At 56.2% G+C, this 21,706-nt stretch carries 16 protein-coding genes, 2 tRNA genes and 4 rRNA genes; 11 read left to right on the plus strand and 11 right to left on the minus strand.

Going from position 1 to position 21,706, the window contains the following annotated elements:
- Positions 1–17 precede the first annotated feature (17 nt).
- The 3 genes from trpB (at position 18) to ACMXYH_RS01435 (ending at position 2,642) form a co-directional block, all read left to right on the plus strand.
- Complete coding sequence (trpB, locus tag ACMXYH_RS01425; RefSeq protein WP_134421205.1) at positions 18–1,253, plus strand: tryptophan synthase subunit beta; 1,236 nt, start codon at positions 18–20, stop codon at positions 1,251–1,253.
- On the plus strand, positions 1,253–2,065 hold the full coding sequence (trpA, locus tag ACMXYH_RS01430; RefSeq protein ID WP_415766075.1) for a tryptophan synthase subunit alpha: 813 nt from the start codon (positions 1,253–1,255) through the stop codon (positions 2,063–2,065). Before trpB ends, trpA begins: the two co-directional genes overlap by 1 nt.
- A gap of 121 nt (positions 2,066–2,186) precedes the next feature.
- Positions 2,187–2,642, plus strand: a complete 456-nt coding sequence (locus ACMXYH_RS01435; protein WP_415766076.1) for an anti-virulence regulator CigR family protein — start codon at positions 2,187–2,189, stop codon at positions 2,640–2,642.
- A gap of 51 nt (positions 2,643–2,693) precedes the next feature.
- Here ACMXYH_RS01435 and ACMXYH_RS01440 read toward each other — a convergent pair whose 3' ends face one another.
- From ACMXYH_RS01440 to ACMXYH_RS01490, 11 genes are all read right to left on the minus strand, one after another.
- Positions 2,694–4,655 (minus strand): DUF4105 domain-containing protein, encoded by a 1,962-nt coding sequence (locus ACMXYH_RS01440; RefSeq protein ID WP_415766077.1) that lies wholly within the window; start codon positions 4,653–4,655, stop codon positions 2,694–2,696.
- Complete coding sequence (locus tag ACMXYH_RS01445) at positions 4,652–4,972, minus strand: DUF2388 domain-containing protein (RefSeq protein ID WP_046044839.1); 321 nt, start codon at positions 4,970–4,972, stop codon at positions 4,652–4,654. Before ACMXYH_RS01445 ends, ACMXYH_RS01440 begins: the two co-directional genes overlap by 4 nt.
- 27 nt (positions 4,973–4,999) lie before the next feature.
- Positions 5,000–5,317 (minus strand): DUF2388 domain-containing protein, encoded by a 318-nt coding sequence (locus tag ACMXYH_RS01450; RefSeq protein ID WP_415766078.1) that lies wholly within the window; start codon positions 5,315–5,317, stop codon positions 5,000–5,002.
- 107 nt (positions 5,318–5,424) lie between these two features.
- The gene (locus ACMXYH_RS01455; RefSeq protein WP_134421211.1) at positions 5,425–5,742 is read right to left on the minus strand and encodes a DUF2388 domain-containing protein; all 318 of its coding nucleotides are present in this window, start codon (positions 5,740–5,742) and stop codon (positions 5,425–5,427) included.
- A gap of 145 nt (positions 5,743–5,887) precedes the next feature.
- Positions 5,888–6,097 carry a DUF1127 domain-containing protein gene (locus ACMXYH_RS01460; RefSeq protein ID WP_415766079.1) on the minus strand — a complete coding sequence of 70 codons (210 nt, stop codon included), beginning with the start codon at positions 6,095–6,097 and terminating at the stop codon, positions 5,888–5,890.
- Between the two features lie 258 nt (positions 6,098–6,355).
- The gene (locus tag ACMXYH_RS01465) at positions 6,356–6,571 is read right to left on the minus strand and encodes a DUF1127 domain-containing protein (protein WP_008154465.1); all 216 of its coding nucleotides are present in this window, start codon (positions 6,569–6,571) and stop codon (positions 6,356–6,358) included.
- 318 nt (positions 6,572–6,889) lie between these two features.
- Positions 6,890–8,383 (minus strand): acetyl-CoA hydrolase/transferase family protein, encoded by a 1,494-nt coding sequence (locus ACMXYH_RS01470; RefSeq protein WP_415766080.1) that lies wholly within the window; start codon positions 8,381–8,383, stop codon positions 6,890–6,892.
- A gap of 181 nt (positions 8,384–8,564) precedes the next feature.
- Positions 8,565–10,016, minus strand: a complete 1,452-nt coding sequence (locus ACMXYH_RS01475) for an NAD(P)(+) transhydrogenase (Re/Si-specific) subunit beta (RefSeq protein WP_415766081.1) — start codon at positions 10,014–10,016, stop codon at positions 8,565–8,567.
- Positions 10,016–10,339 (minus strand): NAD(P) transhydrogenase subunit alpha, encoded by a 324-nt coding sequence (locus tag ACMXYH_RS01480; RefSeq protein ID WP_017335806.1) that lies wholly within the window; start codon positions 10,337–10,339, stop codon positions 10,016–10,018. Before ACMXYH_RS01480 ends, ACMXYH_RS01475 begins: the two co-directional genes overlap by 1 nt.
- 15 nt (positions 10,340–10,354) lie before the next feature.
- The gene (locus tag ACMXYH_RS01485; protein WP_129439578.1) at positions 10,355–11,476 is read right to left on the minus strand and encodes a Re/Si-specific NAD(P)(+) transhydrogenase subunit alpha; all 1,122 of its coding nucleotides are present in this window, start codon (positions 11,474–11,476) and stop codon (positions 10,355–10,357) included.
- Positions 11,477–11,912: 436 nt separating this feature from the next.
- Positions 11,913–12,812 (minus strand): LysR family transcriptional regulator, encoded by a 900-nt coding sequence (locus tag ACMXYH_RS01490; RefSeq protein WP_415766082.1) that lies wholly within the window; start codon positions 12,810–12,812, stop codon positions 11,913–11,915.
- A 157-nt stretch (positions 12,813–12,969) separates the two neighbouring features.
- On the opposite strand from ACMXYH_RS01490, the gene ACMXYH_RS01495 reads away from it, so the two are divergent.
- The 8 genes from ACMXYH_RS01495 (at position 12,970) to rrf (ACMXYH_RS01530) (ending at position 21,558) form a co-directional block, all read left to right on the plus strand.
- Complete coding sequence (locus ACMXYH_RS01495; RefSeq protein WP_129439574.1) at positions 12,970–14,151, plus strand: acyl-CoA dehydrogenase; 1,182 nt, start codon at positions 12,970–12,972, stop codon at positions 14,149–14,151.
- Positions 14,152–14,164: 13 nt separating this feature from the next.
- Positions 14,165–15,385 (plus strand): CaiB/BaiF CoA transferase family protein, encoded by a 1,221-nt coding sequence (locus ACMXYH_RS01500; RefSeq protein WP_415766083.1) that lies wholly within the window; start codon positions 14,165–14,167, stop codon positions 15,383–15,385.
- 642 nt (positions 15,386–16,027) lie between these two features.
- Positions 16,028–17,566 (plus strand): 16S ribosomal RNA (locus tag ACMXYH_RS01505).
- A 161-nt stretch (positions 17,567–17,727) separates the two neighbouring features.
- Positions 17,728–17,804: transfer RNA gene (locus ACMXYH_RS01510), tRNA-Ile, on the plus strand.
- Between the two features lie 27 nt (positions 17,805–17,831).
- Positions 17,832–17,907: transfer RNA gene (locus ACMXYH_RS01515), tRNA-Ala, on the plus strand.
- Between the two features lie 248 nt (positions 17,908–18,155).
- A 23S ribosomal RNA gene (locus ACMXYH_RS01520) occupies positions 18,156–21,047 on the plus strand.
- A 173-nt stretch (positions 21,048–21,220) separates the two neighbouring features.
- Positions 21,221–21,336: ribosomal RNA gene (gene rrf / locus ACMXYH_RS01525) — 5S ribosomal RNA — on the plus strand.
- A gap of 106 nt (positions 21,337–21,442) precedes the next feature.
- Positions 21,443–21,558: ribosomal RNA gene (gene rrf, locus ACMXYH_RS01530) — 5S ribosomal RNA — on the plus strand.
- The 16S, 23S and 5S rRNA genes sit together here with 2 tRNA genes alongside, the layout of an rRNA operon.
- Positions 21,559–21,706 lie beyond the last annotated feature (148 nt).

Consider the following 21,706-nt stretch of genomic DNA (forward strand, 5'->3'; position numbering starts at 1 on the left):
TTCAACTGGAGCGACCCATGACCCAGACTAATCTGCGCAACGGCCCCGACGCCAACGGCCTGTTTGGCGCGTTCGGCGGCCGTTACGTCGCCGAAACCCTGATGCCATTGATCCTCGATCTGGCCCGTGAATATGAATTGGCCAAGGATGATCCTGCATTCAAAGAAGAATTGGCCTACTTCCAGCGCGACTACGTGGGTCGTCCAAGCCCACTGTACTTTGCCGAACGTCTGACAGAGTTCTGCGGCGGCGCGAAGATTTACCTCAAGCGCGAAGAGCTGAACCACACCGGCGCGCACAAGATCAACAACTGCATCGGCCAGATTCTGCTGGCGCGGCGCATGGGCAAGAAACGCATCATCGCCGAGACCGGCGCTGGCATGCACGGCGTAGCGACCGCCACCGTGGCTGCACGTTTTGGCCTCGATTGCGTGATCTACATGGGCACCACTGACATCGAACGTCAGCAGGCCAACGTGTTTCGCATGAAGCTGCTGGGCGCCGAAGTGATCCCGGTCGTGGCCGGTACCGGCACCCTGAAAGATGCGATGAACGAAGCGCTGCGTGACTGGGTGACCAACGTCGACAGCACTTTCTACCTGATTGGCACTGTGGCCGGTCCGCACCCTTATCCAGCCATGGTTCGCGATTTCCAGGCGGTTATCGGCAAAGAAACCCGTACTCAACTGCAAGACCAGGAAGGTCGTCTGCCGGACAGCCTGGTGGCGTGCATCGGTGGCGGCTCCAACGCCATGGGCCTGTTCCACCCGTTCCTCGATGACAAAAGCGTCGAGATCATCGGCGTTGAAGCGGCCGGTTACGGCATCGAAACCGGCAAGCACGCCGCCAGCCTGAACGGCGGCGTACCGGGCGTGCTGCACGGCAACCGTACCTTCCTGTTGCAGGACGACGATGGCCAGATCATCGACGCTCACTCGATCTCTGCCGGCCTCGACTATCCCGGCATCGGCCCGGAACACGCCTGGTTGCATGACATCGGCCGCGTTCAGTACACCTCGGTAACCGACGACGAAGCCCTCGACGCGTTCCACAAATGCTGCCGCCTGGAAGGGATTATTCCTGCACTGGAAAGCGCCCATGCCCTGGCCGAAGTGTTCAAACGCGCACCGACGCTGCCGAAAGATCACCTGATGGTGGTCAACCTGTCCGGCCGTGGCGACAAAGACATGCAAACCGTGATGCACCACATGGAACACTCTCAGCAAGAGCAATCCAAGCAGGAGAAACACTGATGAGCCGCCTGCAAACGCGTTTTGCCGAACTCAAGGAACAGAATCGTGCCGCTTTGGTGACCTTCGTGACCGCTGGCGACCCGAGCTACGACACCTCTCTGGCGATCCTCAAAGGCTTGCCCGGCGCGGGTGCCGACGTGATCGAGTTGGGCATGCCCTTCACCGATCCTATGGCCGATGGCCCGGCAATCCAGTTGGCCAACATCCGCGCCCTCGGCGCCAAGCAGAACCTGGCGAAAACCCTGCAAATGGTTCGCGAGTTCCGTGAAGGCAATAGCGAGACGCCGCTGGTGCTGATGGGTTACTTCAACCCGATTCACATGTATGGCGTGCCGCGTTTCATTGCCGACGCAAAAGAGGCCGGCGTTGACGGTCTGATCGTGGTCGACCTGCCACCCGAGCATAACGGCGAGCTGTGCGACCCGGCCCAGGCTGCCGGTCTGGACTTCATCCGTCTGACCACCCCGACGACTGATGATGTGCGCCTGCCAACCGTTTTGAACGGCAGCTCAGGCTTCGTCTACTACGTGTCTGTTGCCGGTGTTACCGGTGCGGGCGCGGCGACGCTGGAGCATGTTGAAGAAGCCGTTGCGCGTCTGCGTCGCCATACCGATCTGCCGATCAGCATCGGTTTCGGTATTCGTACACCGGAACAAGCGGCGTCCATCGCGCGTCTGGCTGATGGCGTGGTGGTGGGTTCAGCGTTGATCGATCACATCGCCAATGCCTCGACGCCGGATCAGGCAGTCGATGGCGTGTTGAGCCTTTGCTCGGCTCTGGCAGACGGCGTGCGTAAAGCCCGCGTCAGCTGAAGGTAAAGTTCCTGATACAGAGGAATTAGAGCCTCGCGGTACAGACTAAACAGCAAGACCGAGGGCTTCAGGACTACGTTCTGAAGCCCTTTTTGCTGTATGTGCAGTGAGGAAAGACCCGATGAAAATGCCGAAACGTCTGATTGCCAGCCTGGGTGTGCTGATGCTCAGTGCCACCCCGTTGCTGAATGCGAGTGCCGATCAGCGCGACGATCACGACCGCGGCGGCCCGCAGCAAGGCCACTACGATAACCACGGTGACAATCATGGCGACGATCACCGTGGCCCGCAGGACAATCATCGCGGCGGCCCTCCGCCACGGGACTTCGGCCCGGTGCGCCAGACTATCCACGATAACCATGGCTATTTCGTGCGCGGTGCTCCGCCACCTCCGGGTATTCATCTGGTGCGTGGCCGACCGCTGCCTCACGGCTATTACGGCGAACGCCTCGATAACCGGGCGTTGGGCCGGCTGCCGTATTACTCAGGGTACGAATGGCGCCGTGCGGGTGGCGACATTGTGCTGATCGCCGTAGGAACCGGGATCGTTTATGAAATTCTCGAAGGGGTGCTTTGAATAGCAGGTAAGTGTTGAAAGGCTTCGCGGATTAGCCGCGAAGCCTGTTTTTTACGGCAACTCCAAGCCGCCCGCAGCCTTGTGCAACTTTCTCAGATGCTCGCCAATTTGCTTCAGGTTGGCTTCATTGGCGGCCATCTCGGCTGCACGGCTCGGTTCGAGCAGCGCTCTCACTTCTTTGTCCAGATCGCCTGTCAGCGCCTGAAGCTGCTTCTGCCGCAGGCTGCTTTCCGACTCCAGACGCTGCCACTCACTCGGCTGCGGCAATCCATAACCCCCAGTGCCGAGCAGCTCCGCCGGACGGCTGAGGAAGCCGCTGTTGGCAAGAATTTGCTGCAAAGTTGCGTTGGCCTTGTCCATGCCGCCGTTCTTCAATTCCCGAGCGCCCAGATAGCGCTGCTTTACTTCGTCCTGGGCCAGCACCAATTGTTGGCGGAAGGCTGCCTGCTCCAGTAACAGTAATGCTGCGCTGGTGCGCAAATCGGCTTGGTCGATCCATTGCCGGCGCTCTTCAGCTTTCAGGGCGAGCCAGTCTTCGACCTTTTCCTGCTTGATCGGCAAGTGCTTCTTCAGCACTTCGAACATCGCTTGATAGCGATCGCGGAAGGAGTCGAATCGATAGCCCAGACGCAGCGCTTCGCGGGGATCATCCAGCACGCTGGTGTCCGCCAGTCCGCGGCCCTTGAGCACTTCCAGCAAACCGTTGGGCATGATGCTGTCCAACCCGACCAGTTTTGTATTGTTGGTGCTGCTACGCAGTAACTTCAGGCCCTCTACAGCGCAGTTGTTGGACAGGAAGAAGTAGTTGCCGTCGTAACTCCAGTGCATTTCGGCGGCGTGTTCCACCACGTCTTCGATCTCGCTGCGCGACAGGGTCAACGGCACCGAGGCCAGGCTGCGCAGTTCGGTCTTGGTGTATTCGTCGATCACCTGGGCCAGTGGCAGGACAAACAGGCGCGATGGGTATTTGCCCACCAGTCCGTCCCAACTCGACAGCTGTACGTCACCGACGAAGGCGCGGTAGGACAACACCAGATGCTGATCCAGATCCAGGCGACAATCCGGCCCACGGGGGCGGCCGGGTGCGCAGATCACCAGCCGCAACATGCTGTGACCCCAGCGGCTGACCCAGTTCTGGTTGGCTTCTGCCAGCAGATAGTCGACAGCGTAGACCCGTTCCGGATCGACCTGGCCCAGTGGTGTTTTGGCGAAATCATTGCCGGCATTGAGGAAGGAGAAGGATTTGCCGCAGGTGTCTTTAGCGGCGGGCGCCCAGCCGAAATGTTCTTTGTAGTAGCGGTACAGCGCAGGACGGCGACAGGCGTAGGCCGGGTCGAGAAGGAAATATTCCATGTTGACCGCGACGAACTCCTTGGGGCTGCTCGTCTCGTAAATGTCCGGGCTGCGGGCGATTTGCCGGTTGTACTGTTCGCGTTCGCCACGACGGCCGACATACTGTGGCCAGCCGGCGAGGTCGAGCAGGTGCGGGTCGTCGCTGAGCGTAAAGCGTCGGTCGGACTGGCCGCGGCATTGATCGGGAATGCCAATCAGCCCCGAGCTGCTGTTGCGCCGGGTGCAGCGCTGAATCAGCGTGCGCTCCGCGTCTGGCCACAGGCGCGAGCGGTCATAGATGTGGGTGAGTTCGTGCAACACCGTGGCAAGCATTTCGCGGCGCACGGTGCCATGGGGACGATAAGTCTTTTTGGTCGCGGCGCTGCCGTCAGTGAGGCTGGCAAGCAGGTTGCGGTTCAGGTCGAGCTCGGACAGCAGCGACGCCTGGCCGTAAGCGTTGCTCGGCATCTCATCGGTCCAGCCGACGTCGATGCGTCGGTCGAGTTGCTCGATGAACCGCGGCGGCAGCGCCTGCATGGCTTCATCGAGCAATGCCTGACTGGCCTGTCGTTGAGCGGGGCTGAGGCCTTCGGTTTTAAGCCTTAATTGCAAGTCAGCCTGGGCCGTGTTGCCGAGCAGCAACATGACCCCGGCCAACAGCCAGGCGCCTGGCGACCTCACAGTGCGAGGATGGCTTCGGCGAGAACCTGATCACTGGCGTCGCGGGCTTCCGGTACGCGGGTGCGCAACGTGTTGAAGGCCGCTTCCAGGTGCGCGCCACGAATCTCGCCATCGCTGGCGACGAAACTGGCCGCATCGTCGTGGGCTTCACGAACGATCTTCGAGTCACGGATGGACGTCGTGGTATCGGAAGTGAAATCAAGGGTGCGCCGGGTGGCGTTGATGAGGATGTTACTGGTGGCAACCAGGGTGTGCGCCTGAGTCACATCGGCCAATAACAGCAGGCCAAGGGCGGCAACAATCAGGGGGCTACGCATGGAACGACTCCGCAAGAACAAGGATAACTATTGGACGAGAATTGCCTGCGCCAGTTCAAGGTCGCTGACATGAAGTTTTGGCTGGGTCCGTCGCAGATAAATAAGGGCGGACTCCAGTTGTGCTCCCCGCAGTTGGCCGCCACTGGCGATGAACGCCGCAGCGTCATCGTGTGCCGCGATTAGCAGCTTACGGTCGAAGGGGGCGGAGGTCACCATGCTTGTGGCGTAGCCGGTAGCGACGATGCCTTGTGTAGACAGGTTGAAAGCGTCAAAGGCATGGGCCGAGCCCACCCAGCAGGCTGCCACGAAAAGCGGAGTGATTAACAGATTTGAAAGGAAACGCATGAGACTCGATAGCTGAAAGCAAGTCCCAAGGCTAGCGCAACGCCCGGTCTAGAGCCAGCGCTGAAACATTGGGACACGGCGGGCGTGTCCCACGTCAGTGATGTCGCTTAGATAGTCAGTATGGCTTGTGCCAGTTGTGCATCAGTCGCGTTCAGCTGAGGTGCCTGGTGGCGAATATGGTCGAGTGCGCTTTCCAGTTTCACGCCACGAATGGCGCCTTCGCTGGCCACGAAGCTGGCGGCGTCGTCACGGGCGGCGCGCACGATTTTGTCATCGCGAAAGGAAGAAGTGACATCAGAGGTCGCATCGGACGTGGCCTTGAGCGCGTCGACGACGGTATCGGTGGTCACGATAAAGCTGGAGGCGTGGGAATTGGCAGCCACGGCAAGCAGGGCTGCAGCGCTGAGCAGACGAAGACGGGACATGGTGAAACTCCTTTGGGAAAACCGATTGAGAGGTGGCGCAGTGTCTGTTGAATCAAACGCCAATCATGCAGCGTTCGCCACGTTCAATCTAGATATTAGGCCTATGAGTATCGGTTCGCACAGTCCCGTCTGTTCAAGCAGGAAGCTAACGCCAGAATGGTTTACCCAATTCGTTGAGACGATCCGCCTGGCTGATGTTCAGGTCTGAGAGTTGCCGGTCATCAAGTTGGCCCAATAAACGCCGGGTTCGGGCCCTTTCCAGGTTGTTGGCGAGGCCCCTCAGCAATCTACGAATCCAGTGGGAGCGAGGCGTTGATTGAGGTGTGGAAGCGGAAACATCCAGTAAGTGATTCATGGCGCGGTCCTTTTGCTGGCAGTTCGGGATTTCATGGTGATCCCGTCCTCTTTTTCGCAACAGATACACTGCACTAAAATTGTACTGGTTCAGTTACTGAAATAGTGAAACTGTATCCGTTAAGCGGTATCTACTCTGTATGGCCTATGTTGAGGGTCCAAAACGACAAAGCCCGTCGTGGTTTCCCACGACGGGCTGTGTTTTTTCAATTTGGAGTGCTGGCGGTGGACCCGGTGGGTCAGAGCCAGCGACGCTAACTTAGCGCCAGAACGGCTTGCTCAGCTCTTCGTAGCGTTGTGCTTCGCTAATCCCTGCGTCAGCCAGCAGACGCGAATCCAGACGAGCCAGTTGGTGGCGGCTGGAGATGCGGCGCTGCCACAGCATCAGGTTGGCGAGAACGCGAAGAGGCGTGGAAGCCTGGGTTTTTACAGCGTTGTCTTCGAAAAACAGCTCGGAACTGAGTGTACGTTCCATGGTTGACATCCTTCCGCTTATGGCGGGATTAGGTAGTGGTTTAACTGATGCCAATGATCCTCTCGTTTGGCCAGTCTCTCTAGATACAGTTCACCTGTATTGTGAGGGACCAGTTAACTGTTAAAGGGTGGTGTACTGGTCGAAATTGAGGAAACTGTACTTGTCTGCACTAATATCGTGCGTTTTTGGTTGATTGACTCGAAAAGGTAGGCAATTACGGTAGGAAAAGACCGGTACAGCAGTACAGTTTATTCAGGATTTGGTCTGGCAACAGCAAGCTGACGAAACTGTGTTTGCGTCAGCTGCTATCTGTACCAATTACACCGCGAGCATCCGCCCGTTTTCTTCCAGGTTGATGTGCCAGCTCAGAGCATCACGCAGGATATGCGGCGTATGTCCGCCGAGTGCACACGCGGATGTGAAGTAGTCATCCAGGGCTTGGCGATAGTCCGGGTGCACGCAGTTGTCGATGATGACCCGAGCGCGCTCTCGCGGCGCCAGGCCACGCAAGTCCGCCAGACCGATCTCGGTGACAAGGATGTCGACGTCATGCTCAGTGTGGTCGACGTGGCTGACCATCGGCACCACGCTGGAGATCGCGCCGCCCTTGGCGATCGACTTGGTCACGAAGATCGCCAAATGCGCATTGCGCGCAAAGTCGCCCGAGCCGCCGATGCCGTTCATCATTCGCGTGCCGCAGATGTGGGTGGAGTTGACGTTGCCGTACAAGTCGAACTCAAGCGCTGTGTTGATGCCGATGATGCCGAGCCGGCGCACCACTTCCGGGTGGTTGGAAATTTCTTGCGGGCGCAGGACCAGTTTGTCCTTGTAGCGCTCAAGATTGCCGAAAACATCGGTATTGCGACGACTCGACAAGGTGATCGAACTGCCCGAAGCAAAGCTCAGCTTGCCGGCGTCGATCAGGTCGAAGGTCGAGTCCTGAAGCACTTCGGAGTACATCGTCAGGTCTTCGAACGGCGAGTCGATCAACCCGCACATCACCGAGTTGGCGATGTTGCCAATCCCGGCTTGCAGCGGGCCGAGCTTGTTGGTCATGCGCCCGGCAGCCACTTCCTGCTTGAAGAAGTCGATCAGGTGGTCGGCAATGGCCTGGGTATCAACGTCCGGTGGCAGCACGGTGGACGGCGAGTCAGACTGATTGGTGATCACGATAGCGACGATCTTTTCCGGCGGAATCGGGATGGCAGTGCTGCCAATGCGATCGTCGACCTTCACCAGCGGGATTGGCGTGCGGGTCGGCCGATAGGTCGGGATATAGATGTCGTGCAGTCCTTCGAGATTCGGGTTGTGCGCCAGGTTGATCTCGACGATCACCTGTTTGGCGAAAATCGCGAAGCTGGCCGAGTTGCCCACCGAAGTGGTCGGCACGATATGGCCCTGCTCGGTGATCGCTACGGCCTCAATCACGGCGATGTCCGGCAGTTTGAGCTGCTGATTGCGCAACTGCTCAACGGTTTCCGAAAGATGCTGGTCAATGAACATCACTTCGCCGGCGTTAATGGCCTTGCGCAGGGTGCTGTCGACCTGGAAGGGCATGCGTCGTGACAATACGCCAGCTTCGGTGAGTTGTTTATCGAGGTCGTTGCCCAGGCTGGCGCCGGTCATCAGCGTGATTTTCAGCGGGGTGATTTTGGCGCGTTCGGCCAATGCGTGGGGCACGGCCTTGGCTTCACCGGCGCGAGTGAAACCACTCATGCCGACGGTCATGCCGTCCTGAATCAGAGCGGCAGCGTCAGCGGCGCTCATCACCTTATCCAACAACGAAGGCAAGCGAATACGATCACGGTACATGGATTGTTATCTCGGGCAACGAAAGCAAGGTGTGCAGTTTAGTGATTTCAAAAAAATTCCTCCCGCTACCATGGTCGAATGCAGAGTCCTGATTTAGAGCCTTTGGTCGGTTTTTAGCGGGCAATAAAAAACCCCAGCCTACTAAAGGCTGAGGTTTTGGGTATTGCTGCTTCCGCAGGTTTTACTCGACGGCTTTAACCATGTCTTCGATGACTTTCTTGGCGTCGCCGAAGACCATCATGGTTTTGTCGAGGTAGAACAGTTCGTTGTCCAGACCGGCATAGCCGCTGGCCATCGAGCGCTTGTTGACGATCACGGTCTTGGCTTTATAGGCCTCGAGTATCGGCATGCCGGCAATTGGCGATTTCGGGTCGTTCTTCGCGGCCGGGTTGACCACGTCGTTGGCGCCGAGCACCAGCACCACGTCGGTCTGACCGAACTCGGAGTTAATGTCATCCATCTCGAACACTTGCTCGTAAGGCACTTCGGCCTCGGCCAGCAGGACGTTCATGTGCCCTGGCATCCGACCAGCCACCGGGTGGATCGCAAACTTCACGGTGACTCCCCGGTGAGTCAGCTTCTCCGCCAGTTCCATCAGTGAGTGTTGGGCGCGTGCCACCGCCAGGCCATAACCCGGAACGATGATCACAGTGTCGGCGTTGGTCAGCAGGAAGGTCGCATCGTCAGCCGAACCGGATTTCACCGGACGGGCCTCTTTCGAACCTGCCGGGCCAGCTGCATCTGCCGTGTTGCCGAAACCGCCGAGCAATACGTTGAAGAACGAACGGTTCATCGCCTTGCACATGATGTACGAGAGGATCGCACCGGATGAACCCACCAGGGAGCCGGCAATGATCAGCATCGAGTTGTTCAGCGAGAAGCCGATACCTGCCGCTGCCCAGCCGGAGTAGCTGTTGAGCATCGACACCACCACCGGCATATCGGCGCCGCCGATCGGGATGATGATCAGCACACCCATCACGAAGGCCAGGGCCAGCATGAGGGCGAAAGCACCGAGGTTGCCGGTCAGCATGAAGGTGATACCCAGTGCCAGCGTCGCCAGACCCAGCAGCAGGTTCAGCTTGTGCTGGCCGCCGAACTGTACGGGTGCGCCCTGGAACAGGCGGAACTTGTACTTGCCCGACAGCTTGCCGAACGCGATTACCGAGCCGGAGAAGGTGATTGCACCGATGGCCGCGCCGAGGAACAGCTCCAGGCGGTTACCGGCAGGAATGGAGTCACCCAGTTGCTTGACGATGCCCAGCGATTGCGGTTCAACGACAGCAGCGATGGCAATGAACACCGCGGCCATACCGATCATGCTGTGCATGAAGGCGACCAGTTCCGGCATTTTTGTCATTTCAACGCGCTTGGCCATGATCGACCCGGCGGTACCGCCGACCAACAGACCTACGATGACGTATCCGATGCCGACGGTGGCCCCGCCTTGCCCAAAAGAGAGCGCGCTCAGCTTATAGATGAGGCCGATGGTGGTGACGATCGCCAATCCCATGCCGAGCATGCCGTACACATTGCCGCGTCGGGAGGTCGTAGGGTGCGACAGGCCTTTGAGGGCCTGGATGAAGCAGATCGACGCGATCAAGTAGAGCGTCGTTACAAGATTCATGCTCATTACTTGGACGCCTCTTCTTTTACTGCTTTCGGGGCTTTTTTCTTGAACATCTCAAGCATCCTGCGGGTAACCAGGAAGCCACCAAACACGTTCACCGCCGCCAGAGCCACCGCCAGGGTGCCCATGGTTTTGCCCAGTGGCGTCACGGTCAACGCCGCGGCCAGCATGGCGCCGACGATCACGATCGCCGAGATCGCGTTGGTTACCGCCATCAAAGGCGTGTGAAGTGCAGGTGTAACGTTCCAGACCACGTGATAACCGACATAAATCGCCAGCACGAAGATGATCAGGTTGTAGATACCGGGGGAGATAAGCTCTTCCATCGTCTGAATCCCTGCTTAGGCGTTTTTGCGGATGACTTGGCCGTCGCGGCACATCAGGCACGCGGCGACGATGTCGTCTTCGAGGTTGATCTCGAACTGGCCTTCTTTGTTGAAGACCAGCTTCAGGAAGTCCAGCAGGTTGCGCGCGTACAGTGCCGAAGCGTCTGCCGCAACTGCGCCGGCCAGGTTGGTCGGGCCGCAAATGATCACGCCATTCTCGACGACGACCTGATCGGCCACGGTCAGAGGGCAGTTACCGCCCTGGGCTGCAGCGAGGTCGATGACCACCGAGCCTGGCTTCATCTGCGCCACGGTTTCCGCGCTCAACAGTGTTGGTGCCTTGCGGCCCGGGATCAGTGCGGTGGTGATGACAATGTCAGCCTGTTTGGCGCGTTCGTGCACGGCCAGGGCCTGACGTTGCATCCAGCTCGCGGGCATTGGTCGTGCGTAACCGCCGACACCGACGGCGCACTCGCGCTCTTCATCGGTTTCGTAAGGTACGTCGACGAACTTGGCTCCGAGGGATTCGATCTGCTCTTTTACCGCAGGACGTACGTCAGACGCTTCGATCACTGCACCCAGACGTTTCGCCGTAGCGATCGCCTGCAAACCAGCCACGCCAGCGCCGAGAATCAGCACGCGCGCCGCTTTCACGGTACCGGCAGCAGTCATCAGCATCGGCATGAAGCGAGGGTAGTGGTGAGCGGCCAGCAACACGGCTTTATAGCCGGCGATATTGGCTTGGGAGGACAGCACATCCAGGCTCTGAGCGCGGGAGGTGCGCGGCGCGGCCTCCAGTGCGAAAGCGGTAATGCCGCACTCAGCCAGCTTGGCAATGATTTCGTTGCTGAACGGGTTGAGCATGCCCACCACAACGGTGCCGCTTTTAATCAGCGTCAGTTCGCTGTCGCTGGGGGCGACCACCTTGAGAATCAGCTCGGCACCAAACGCATCGTTGGCGCTGCCAATAATTGCGCCTGCCGCTTCATAGGCACTGTCGACAACGCTGGCATTATTGCCGGCGCCGCTTTGCACAGTGACCTTATGACCCTGGCCGATCAGCTTCTTGATGGTTTCCGGGGTTGCAGCAACCCGTGTTTCACCGGTCTGGGTTTCGAGAGGAACACCAATGTGCACGTCAAATCTCCTGCGTGATCTTATTGAGTAAACCCAGGCACTTCGGATGGTGCGGCTGGGGGCGGCCGATCAGCACGATCCCGCCAAATCAGGGCGGGGCGCGGCATTTTGCAGGCGAACTTAATGCCCTTCAAGGGTTTATGACGGGTGACGGAAAATTAACTACAAGTCACCCCGTGACCGAATGTCGCAACTGACCGGTTCAATCCCTTGCAGGCCGTGACTTGTAAGGATTCTTGTAAAAATTGAAGAATTTTCACATCGGCCAGGTGAATGAGTCGTTATTGCTCCGCAATAGAGGCTCAAGGCCACGTTTTAAGGCCCTTGTGGGACGTTTGTACTGCTTGTCGGTACAGTCTTCGAATATGCGACAAATACTTATATCTGTAGTGCTTTGATTTTGCTGACTACGAGGTCAACTAATGGCGCAAAGCCTTTATCCTTCTAGGCTGTAGCTCTGTGCCTGATTGACCAGCCAATCGCGAAATGCCCTTAAAGAGGCCGATTCGACCTTTCGCTCGGGAATCATCAAGTAATACGCCTTGATGCTTGATAGCGCTTGGGCGTTGGCAATGACCAGGCGCTTCTCGGCCAGTTCGCGTTGAATCAGGAACGGTGGAATCAGCGCTATTCCCATATCGTACATGGCGGCTTGAGCAAGCATGGAGAATAGCTCGTAGCGCGGCCCTGTCATGTCTCGTGGGACATTTAGGTTTTGGGAGTTGAACCATTGACGCCAGGCATAAGGGCGAGTGGTCTGCTGCAGCAGGGGCAATTCAGCGATGTCGCCGGGAGACAGGTTTGTCTTTTTTCCCAGGAGGTTGGGGCTGCACACCGGCATCGGATTTTCGCCCATCAGCCTGTGGGATTCGGTACCCGACCAGTCCGCGTCGCCAAAATAGATCGCGGCATCGAAGTCGGTGTCGGCAAACAGGAAGGGGCGCGTTCGGTTGGTGAGGTTGACCGTCACTTCCGGGTGTTTTTGCTGGAAATCCTTGAGTCGTGGCAGCAGCCATTGAGTGCCGAAGGTTGGAACCACCGCCAGCTCGATCACGTTGGCACCTTGCTGGCCCATTACTGACAAGGTGTCCCGTTCAACGGCATCGAGTTGGGTGGCCACCCGGCGGCTGTAGGAAAGACCGGCCTCTGTCAGCTTGACCCCGCGTCGCGAGCGTCGGAACAGTTCTACACTGAGGAACTCCTCAAGGCTGGCGATCTGTCGGCAAATGGCGCCCTGAGTGAGCGAAAGCTCCTGAGCCGCCTTGGTAAAACTTTCGTGGCGAGCCGCGGCTTCAAAGCTGATCAGGGCCGTTGTGCTGGGGATTTTCCTGCGCATGTACGTCAACCTCACTAATACATTGCATAAAAGCTACTTTGCGATGTTTCGGAGTGAGAAATTAGCACAACAGTATGCAAAATCCTCGTTTGCCGTAACGCCGAACCCGGCCTAGGATCAGCCCACGTTATTTGACCCGATTCGAGAGGACACACTCATGGGCGGTAAAGCTAGCTTCAACTGGATAGATCCCCTGCTGCTGGATCAACAGCTCACCGAAGAAGAACGCATGATTCGCGACACCGCTGAGCAATTCGCTCAGCAGAAGCTCGCGCCGCGTGTTCTCGAAGCTTTCCGCCATGAAAAGACCGACCCGGCAATCTTCCGCGAGATGGGCGAAATAGGTCTGTTGGGCGCGACTATCCCCGAGCAGTATGGTGGCAGCGGCCTGAACTACGTCAGCTACGGCCTGATCGCCCGTGAGGTCGAGCGTGTCGACTCCGGCTATCGGTCGATGATGAGTGTGCAGTCCTCGCTGGTCATGGTGCCGATCAATGAATTTGGTACCGAAGCCCAGAAACAGAAGTACCTGCCGAAACTGGCTTCAGGTGAATGGATTGGTTGCTTCGGTCTGACCGAACCTAACCACGGTTCCGACCCAGGCGCGATGATTACTCGTGCGCGCAAAGTGGAAGGCGGCTACAGCCTGACCGGCAGCAAGATGTGGATCACCAACAGCCCGATCGCCGATGTGTTCGTGGTCTGGGGCAAGGACGATGCCGGCGACATCCGTGGCTTCGTTCTGGAGAAGGGCTGGAAAGGCCTGAGTGCTCCTGCGATTCACGGCAAGGTTGGCCTGCGTGCATCCATCACCGGCGAAATCGTCATGGACAACGTGTTTGTCCCTGAAGAGAACATCTTCCCGGATGTCCGTGGCTTGAAAGGCCCTTTTACTTGCCTTAACTCGGCACGTTACGGTATTTCCTGGGGCGCGCTGGGCGCGGCCGAGTTTTGCTGGCACACCGCTCGCCAATACACCCTGGATCGTCAGCAGTTTGGTCGTCCTTTGGCTGCAACTCAGTTGATCCAGAAGAAGCTGGCCGACATGCAGACCGAAATCACTCTGGCGCTGCAAGGCTGTCTGCGTCTGGGTCGTATGAAAGATGAAGGTACTGCGGCGGTCGAGATCACTTCGATGATGAAGCGCAACTCCTGCGGCAAGTCCCTGGACATTGCTCGCATGGCGCGCGACATGCTGGGTGGTAACGGTATTTCCGATGAGTTCGGTGTTGCTCGCCATCTGGTCAACCTGGAAGTGGTGAATACCTATGAAGGTACGCATGACGTCCACGCGCTGATCCTCGGTCGTGCTCAGACTGGCATCCAGGCGTTCTATTAATAGGAGAACGGCCATGGGCGCGCTTTCGCATCTACGGGTACTGGATTTATCGCGGGTTCTGGCCGGGCCGTGGGCCGGACAGATCCTTGCTGACCTCGGCGCTGAGGTGATCAAGGTTGAGCGTCCGGGCAATGGCGATGACACGCGCGCCTGGGGGCCTCCTTTTCTTAAAGATGCTTATGGCGAGAACACCAGCGAGGCCGCCTATTACTTGTCGGCCAATCGTAACAAGCAATCGGTGACCATCGACTTCACTCGGCCTGAAGGGCAGAAGCTGGTGCGTGATCTGGCGGCGAAGTCGGACATCCTGATCGAGAATTTCAAGGTCGGTGGGCTGGCGGCATATGGTTTGGACTATGAGTCTCTAAAGGCGATCAATCCTAATCTGATCTATTGCTCGATTACCGGGTTTGGTCAGACAGGCCCTTACGCCAAGCGCGCGGGTTATGACTTCATGATCCAGGGACTGGGCGGTCTGATGAGTCTGACGGGGCGACCCGAAGGGGATGAGGGTGCCGGGCCGGTGAAAGTCGGCGTGGCGCTGACGGACATCTTGACCGGGCTCTACTCGACGGTGGCGATTCTGGCGGCACTGGCTCATCGGGATCATGACGGCGGCGGTCAGCATATTGATATGGCGCTGTTGGATGTTCAGGTGGCTTGTCTGGCTAACCAGGCAATGAATTACCTGACCACGGGCAATGCACCGAAGCGCCTGGGTAATGCTCATCCGAATATCGTGCCCTATCAGGACTTTCCTACGGCAGATGGAGACTTCATCCTCACCGTGGGTAATGACGGGCAGTTTCGCAAGTTTGCTGAAGTGGCTGGTCAGCCGCAGTGGGCAGATGATCCACGCTTTGCGACCAACAAGTTGCGGGTGGCGAATCGTGCGGTGTTGATTCCGCTTATTCGCCAGGCGACTGTGTTCAAGACGACTGCTGAGTGGGTGCTGCGGCTGGAGCAAGCAGGTGTGCCGTGCGGGCCGATCAATGATCTGGCTCAGATGTTTGCGGATCCTCAGGTTAAGGCGCGCGGGTTGGCGATCGAGCTGCCCCATGTACTGGCCGGGATGGTGCCGCAAGTGGCGAGTCCGATTCGTCTGTCCGAAACGCCTGTGGAGTATCGCAATGCGCCTCCTCTATTAGGGGAGCATACGCTGGAGGTTCTGCAGCGGGTGTTGGGTCTGGATGCTGGTGCTGTGTCGGCATTCAAAGAAGCCGGGGTGCTCTGAGGATTTCCTCTATATAGGGGGAGTGTTTTTACTCTCCTATATAGAGAGGAAACTGGCTGTTTTCCGGCGTTCTTCAAGTGTTTGATAGAAAAGCTCAATTAAGGGTTGACGGCAGATTCTGGAAGTCTATAATTCGCCCCACTTCCGGCGCAGTCGAAACGGAAAACTCCTTGGAAAACAATGAGTTACGCAGTTTTCGACAGCGAGTTGCTTCAGGTCATCGAAGCCCAGAAGGAGTTGAAAGGGTGGCGTTGTTTGGCTCTTTTAACGGTTCGATCTTCTCGGTCGACAGCGGTGTAAAAGAGGTGTTGACAGCAGCGAGTAACGCTGTAGAATTCGCCTCCCGCTAACGAGAGATCGCAAGCGCAAGTGGTTGAAGTTGCAAAGGAAACTTTGAAAACTTCGAAAAATAACCGCTTGACAGCAACAGAGGCTGCTGTAGAATGCGCGCCTCGGTTGAGACGAAAGATCTTAACCAACCGCTCTTTAACAACTGAATCAAGCAATTCGTGTGGGTGCTTGTGGAGTCAGACTGATAGTCAACAAGATTATCAGCATCACAAGTTACTCCGCGAGAAATCAAAGATGTAACCAACGATTGCTGAGCCAAGTTTAGGGTTTCTTAAAAACCCAAAGATGTTTGAACTGAAGAGTTTGATCATGGCTCAGATTGAACGCTGGCGGCAGGCCTAACACATGCAAGTCGAGCGGCAGCACGGGTACTTGTACCTGGTGGCGAGCGGCGGACGGGTGAGTAATGCCTAGGAATCTGCCTGGTAGTGGGGGATAACGCTCGGAAACGGACGCTAATACCGCATACGTCCTACGGGAGAAAGCAGGGGACCTTCGGGCCTTGCGCTATCAGATGAGCCTAGGTCGGATTAGCTAGTTGGTGAGGTAATGGCTCACCAAGGCGACGATCCGTAACTGGTCTGAGAGGATGATCAGTCACACTGGAACTGAGACACGGTCCAGACTCCTACGGGAGGCAGCAGTGGGGAATATTGGACAATGGGCGAAAGCCTGATCCAGCCATGCCGCGTGTGTGAAGAAGGTCTTCGGATTGTAAAGCACTTTAAGTTGGGAGGAAGGGCATTTACCTAATACGTAAGTGTTTTGACGTTACCGACAGAATAAGCACCGGCTAACTCTGTGCCAGCAGCCGCGGTAATACAGAGGGTGCAAGCGTTAATCGGAATTACTGGGCGTAAAGCGCGCGTAGGTGGTTTGTTAAGTTGGATGTGAAATCCCCGGGCTCAACCTGGGAACTGCATTCAAAACTGACAAGCTAGAGTATGGTAGAGGGTGGTGGAATTTCCTGTGTAGCGGTGAAATGCGTAGATATAGGAAGGAACACCAGTGGCGAAGGCGACCACCTGGACTGATACTGACACTGAGGTGCGAAAGCGTGGGGAGCAAACAGGATTAGATACCCTGGTAGTCCACGCCGTAAACGATGTCAACTAGCCGTTGGGAGCCTTGAGCTCTTAGTGGCGCAGCTAACGCATTAAGTTGACCGCCTGGGGAGTACGGCCGCAAGGTTAAAACTCAAATGAATTGACGGGGGCCCGCACAAGCGGTGGAGCATGTGGTTTAATTCGAAGCAACGCGAAGAACCTTACCAGGCCTTGACATCCAATGAACTTTCCAGAGATGGATTGGTGCCTTCGGGAACATTGAGACAGGTGCTGCATGGCTGTCGTCAGCTCGTGTCGTGAGATGTTGGGTTAAGTCCCGTAACGAGCGCAACCCTTGTCCTTAGTTACCAGCACGTAATGGTGGGCACTCTAAGGAGACTGCCGGTGACAAACCGGAGGAAGGTGGGGATGACGTCAAGTCATCATGGCCCTTACGGCCTGGGCTACACACGTGCTACAATGGTCGGTACAGAGGGTTGCCAAGCCGCGAGGTGGAGCTAATCCCAGAAAACCGATCGTAGTCCGGATCGCAGTCTGCAACTCGACTGCGTGAAGTCGGAATCGCTAGTAATCGCGAATCAGAATGTCGCGGTGAATACGTTCCCGGGCCTTGTACACACCGCCCGTCACACCATGGGAGTGGGTTGCACCAGAAGTAGCTAGTCTAACCTTCGGGAGGACGGTTACCACGGTGTGATTCATGACTGGGGTGAAGTCGTAACAAGGTAGCCGTAGGGGAACCTGCGGCTGGATCACCTCCTTAATCGACGACATCAGCTGCTCCATAAGTTCCCACACGAATTGCTTGATTCATTGAAGAAGACGATAAGAAGCAGCCCTAACAGGTTGTAGCTTAGTTGGTTGGAGCGCACCCCATGCTCTGTGGTAAGGAGCAGGGTGAGGTCGGCCTTAAAGCTCGAAATTGGGTCTGTAGCTCAGTTGGTTAGAGCGCACCCCTGATAAGGGTGAGGTCGGCAGTTCGAATCTGCCCAGACCCACCAATTTTGTGTGGGAACCTGTAGAAATACGGGGCCATAGCTCAGCTGGGAGAGCGCCTGCCTTGCACGCAGGAGGTCAACGGTTCGATCCCGTTTGGCTCCACCACTACTGCTTCTGTTTGTTGAAAGCTTAGAAATGAGCATTCCATCTGATGATGGTGAATGTTGATTTCTAGTCTTTGGCTAGATCGTTCTTTAAAAATTTGGGTATGTGATAGAAAGATAGACTGGACGTTACTTTCACTGGTAACGGATCAGGCTAAGGTAAAATTTGTGAGTTGCTCTTTATGAGCAAGAATCGAATTTTCGGCGAATGTCGTCTTCACAGTATAACCAGATTGCTTGGGGTTATATGGTCAAGTGAAGAAGCGCATACGGTGGATGCCTTGGCAGTCAGAGGCGATGAAAGACGTGGTAGCCTGCGAAAAGCTTCGGGGAGTCGGCAAACAGACTTTGATCCGGAGATGTCTGAATGGGGGAACCCAGCCATCATAAGATGGTTATCTTAAGCTGAATACATAGGCTTAAGAGGCGAACCAGGGGAACTGAAACATCTAAGTACCCTGAGGAAAAGAAATCAACCGAGATTCCCTTAGTAGTGGCGAGCGAACGGGGACTAGCCCTTAAGTGGCTTTGAGATTAGCGGAACGCTCTGGAAAGTGCGGCCATAGTGGGTGATAGCCCTGTACGCGAAAATCTCTTGGTCATGAAATCGAGTAGGACGGAGCACGAGAAACTTTGTCTGAATATGGGGGGACCATCCTCCAAGGCTAAATACTACTGACTGACCGATAGTGAACTAGTACCGTGAGGGAAAGGCGAAAAGAACCCCGGAGAGGGGAGTGAAATAGATCCTGAAACCGTATGCGTACAAGCAGTGGGAGCCCACTTTGTTGGGTGACTGCGTACCTTTTGTATAATGGGTCAGCGACTTATTTTCAGTGGCGAGCTTAACCGAATAGGGGAGGCGTAGCGAAAGCGAGTCTTAATAGGGCGTCTAGTCGCTGGGAATAGACCCGAAACCGGGCGATCTATCCATGGGCAGGTTGAAGGTTGGGTAACACTAACTGGAGGACCGAACCGACTACCGTTGAAAAGTTAGCGGATGACCTGTGGATCGGAGTGAAAGGCTAATCAAGCTCGGAGATAGCTGGTTCTCCTCGAAAGCTATTTAGGTAGCGCCTCATGTATCACTGTAGGGGGTAGAGCACTGTTTCGGCTAGGGGGTCATCCCGACTTACCAAACCGATGCAAACTCCGAATACCTACAAGTGCCGAGCATGGGAGACACACGGCGGGTGCTAACGTCCGTCGTGAAAAGGGAAACAACCCAGACCGTCAGCTAAGGTCCCAAAGTTATGGTTAAGTGGGAAACGATGTGGGAAGGCTTAGACAGCTAGGAGGTTGGCTTAGAAGCAGCCACCCTTTAAAGAAAGCGTAATAGCTCACTAGTCGAGTCGGCCTGCGCGGAAGATGTAACGGGGCTCAAACCATACACCGAAGCTACGGGTATCACTTAGGTGATGCGGTAGAGGAGCGTTCTGTAAGCCTGTGAAGGTGAGTTGAGAAGCTTGCTGGAGGTATCAGAAGTGCGAATGCTGACATGAGTAACGACAATGGGTGTGAAAAACACCCACGCCGAAAGACCAAGGTTTCCTGCGCAACGTTAATCGACGCAGGGTTAGTCGGTCCCTAAGGCGAGGCTGAAAAGCGTAGTCGATGGAAAACAGGTTAATATTCCTGTACTTCTGGTTATTGCGATGGAGGGACGGAGAAGGCTAGGCCAGCTTGGCGTTGGTTGTCCAAGTTTAAGGTGGTAGGCTGGAATCTTAGGTAAATCCGGGATTCTAAGGCCGAGAGCTGATGACGAGTTACCCTTTGGGTGACGAAGTGGTTGATGCCATGCTTCCAAGAAAAGCTTCTAAGCTTCAGGTAACCAGGAACCGTACCCCAAACCGACACAGGTGGTTGGGTAGAGAATACCAAGGCGCTTGAGAGAACTCGGGTGAAGGAACTAGGCAAAATGGCACCGTAACTTCGGGAGAAGGTGCGCCGGTGAGGGTGAAGCATTTACTGCGTAAGCCCATGCCGGTCGAAGATACCAGGCCGCTGCGACTGTTTATTAAAAACACAGCACTCTGCAAACACGAAAGTGGACGTATAGGGTGTGACGCCTGCCCGGTGCCGGAAGGTTAATTGATGGGGTTAGCTAACGCGAAGCTCTTGATCGAAGCCCCGGTAAACGGCGGCCGTAACTATAACGGTCCTAAGGTAGCGAAATTCCTTGTCGGGTAAGTTCCGACCTGCACGAATGGCGTAACGATGGCGGCGCTGTCTCCACCCGAGACTCAGTGAAATTGAAATCGCTGTGAAGATGCAGTGTATCCGCGGCTAGACGGAAAGACCCCGTGAACCTTTACTATAGCTTTGCACTGGACTTTGAATTTGCTTGTGTAGGATAGGTGGGAGGCTTTGAAGCGTGGACGCCAGTTCGCGTGGAGCCAACCTTGAAATACCACCCTGGCAACTTTGAGGTTCTAACTCAGGTCCGTTATCCGGATCGAGGACAGTGTATGGTGGGTAGTTTGACTGGGGCGGTCTCCTCCTAAAGAGTAACGGAGGAGTACGAAGGTGCGCTCAGACCGGTCGGAAATCGGTCGTAGAGTATAAAGGCAAAAGCGCGCTTGACTGCGAGACAGACACGTCGAGCAGGTACGAAAGTAGGTCTTAGTGATCCGGTGGTTCTGTATGGAAGGGCCATCGCTCAACGGATAAAAGGTACTCCGGGGATAACAGGCTGATACCGCCCAAGAGTTCATATCGACGGCGGTGTTTGGCACCTCGATGTCGGCTCATCACATCCTGGGGCTGAAGCCGGTCCCAAGGGTATGGCTGTTCGCCATTTAAAGTGGTACGCGAGCTGGGTTTAGAACGTCGTGAGACAGTTCGGTCCCTATCTGCCGTGGACGTTTGAGATTTGAGAGGGGCTGCTCCTAGTACGAGAGGACCGGAGTGGACGAACCTCTGGTGTTCCGGTTGTCACGCCAGTGGCATTGCCGGGTAGCTATGTTCGGAATAGATAACCGCTGAAAGCATCTAAGCGGGAAACTAGCCTCAAGATGAGATCTCACTGGGACCTTGAGTCCCCTGAAGGGCCGTCGAAGACTACGACGTTGATAGGTTGGGTGTGTAAGCGCTGTGAGGCGTTGAGCTAACCAATACTAATTGCCCGTGAGGCTTGACCATATAACACCCAAGCAATTTGCATGCTTCGAGCTAAAAAGCGAAAGAGCACCAGATTGCGGTGTGTGAAGACGAAACGAACCGAAAGTTCGAGATACTCACAAAACACCCAACTATCGCATACCCATTCGCTGGAGCGTGAACCTGCAAAGGCCCACGACCTGGCTACCGAATTTCTTGACGACCATAGAGCATTGGAACCACCTGATCCCATCCCGAACTCAGCAGTGAAACGATGCATCGCCGATGGTAGTGTGGGGTTTCCCCATGTGAGAGTAGGTCATCGTCAAGATTAAATTCCGAAACCCCTATCTGCGTATGCAGGTAGGGGTTTTGTTTTAGTAGAAGTCACCAATTTTGCTGGCACGTTACGCTGTAACGGGCTGCTCACAGAATTTCTTGACGACCATAGAGCATTGGAACCACCTGATCCCATCCCGAACTCAGCAGTGAAACTATGCATCGCCGATGGTAGTGTGGGGTTTCCCCATGTGAGAGTAGGTCATCGTCAAGATTGAATTCCAAAACCCCTGTCTGCTAACGCAGACAGGGGTTTTGTCGTTATGGGCTCGCTAAACGCTCAATGGGTCATCAGCTGCAAATGCGCTTCCACTTCCAAGGCCAGTTCGTCTTCATGGTGTTCGCCCGCCAGACGTCGCATT

The sequence above is a fragment of the Pseudomonas frigoris genome (genome assembly GCF_047758635.1).
In the GTDB taxonomy this organism is placed as follows: Bacteria; Pseudomonadota; Gammaproteobacteria; order Pseudomonadales; family Pseudomonadaceae; genus Aquipseudomonas; species Aquipseudomonas frigoris.

Excerpts from the sequence above, each read along its gene's own strand:
- ACMXYH_RS01500 (WP_415766083.1), top strand. The coding sequence starts at position 14,165 with ATGGGCGCGCTTTCGCATCTACGGGTACTGGATTTATCGCGGGTTCTG.
- ACMXYH_RS01475 (WP_415766081.1), bottom strand. The coding sequence starts at position 10,016 with ATGAGCATGAATCTTGTAACGACGCTCTACTTGATCGCGTCGATCTGC.
- ACMXYH_RS01455 (WP_134421211.1), bottom strand. The coding sequence starts at position 5,742 with ATGTCCCGTCTTCGTCTGCTCAGCGCTGCAGCCCTGCTTGCCGTGGCT.
- ACMXYH_RS01450 (WP_415766078.1), bottom strand. The coding sequence starts at position 5,317 with ATGCGTTTCCTTTCAAATCTGTTAATCACTCCGCTTTTCGTGGCAGCC.
- trpB (WP_134421205.1), top strand. The coding sequence starts at position 18 with ATGACCCAGACTAATCTGCGCAACGGCCCCGACGCCAACGGCCTGTTT.
- ACMXYH_RS01445 (WP_046044839.1), bottom strand. The coding sequence starts at position 4,972 with ATGCGTAGCCCCCTGATTGTTGCCGCCCTTGGCCTGCTGTTATTGGCC.
- ACMXYH_RS01465 (WP_008154465.1), bottom strand. The coding sequence starts at position 6,571 with ATGGAACGTACACTCAGTTCCGAGCTGTTTTTCGAAGACAACGCTGTA.
- ACMXYH_RS01490 (WP_415766082.1), bottom strand. The coding sequence starts at position 12,812 with ATGCGCAGGAAAATCCCCAGCACAACGGCCCTGATCAGCTTTGAAGCC.
- trpA (WP_415766075.1), top strand. The coding sequence starts at position 1,253 with ATGAGCCGCCTGCAAACGCGTTTTGCCGAACTCAAGGAACAGAATCGT.
- ACMXYH_RS01460 (WP_415766079.1), bottom strand. The coding sequence starts at position 6,097 with ATGAATCACTTACTGGATGTTTCCGCTTCCACACCTCAATCAACGCCT.
- ACMXYH_RS01435 (WP_415766076.1), top strand. The coding sequence starts at position 2,187 with ATGAAAATGCCGAAACGTCTGATTGCCAGCCTGGGTGTGCTGATGCTC.
- ACMXYH_RS01495 (WP_129439574.1), top strand. The coding sequence starts at position 12,970 with ATGGGCGGTAAAGCTAGCTTCAACTGGATAGATCCCCTGCTGCTGGAT.
- ACMXYH_RS01470 (WP_415766080.1), bottom strand. The coding sequence starts at position 8,383 with ATGTACCGTGATCGTATTCGCTTGCCTTCGTTGTTGGATAAGGTGATG.
- ACMXYH_RS01480 (WP_017335806.1), bottom strand. The coding sequence starts at position 10,339 with ATGGAAGAGCTTATCTCCCCCGGTATCTACAACCTGATCATCTTCGTG.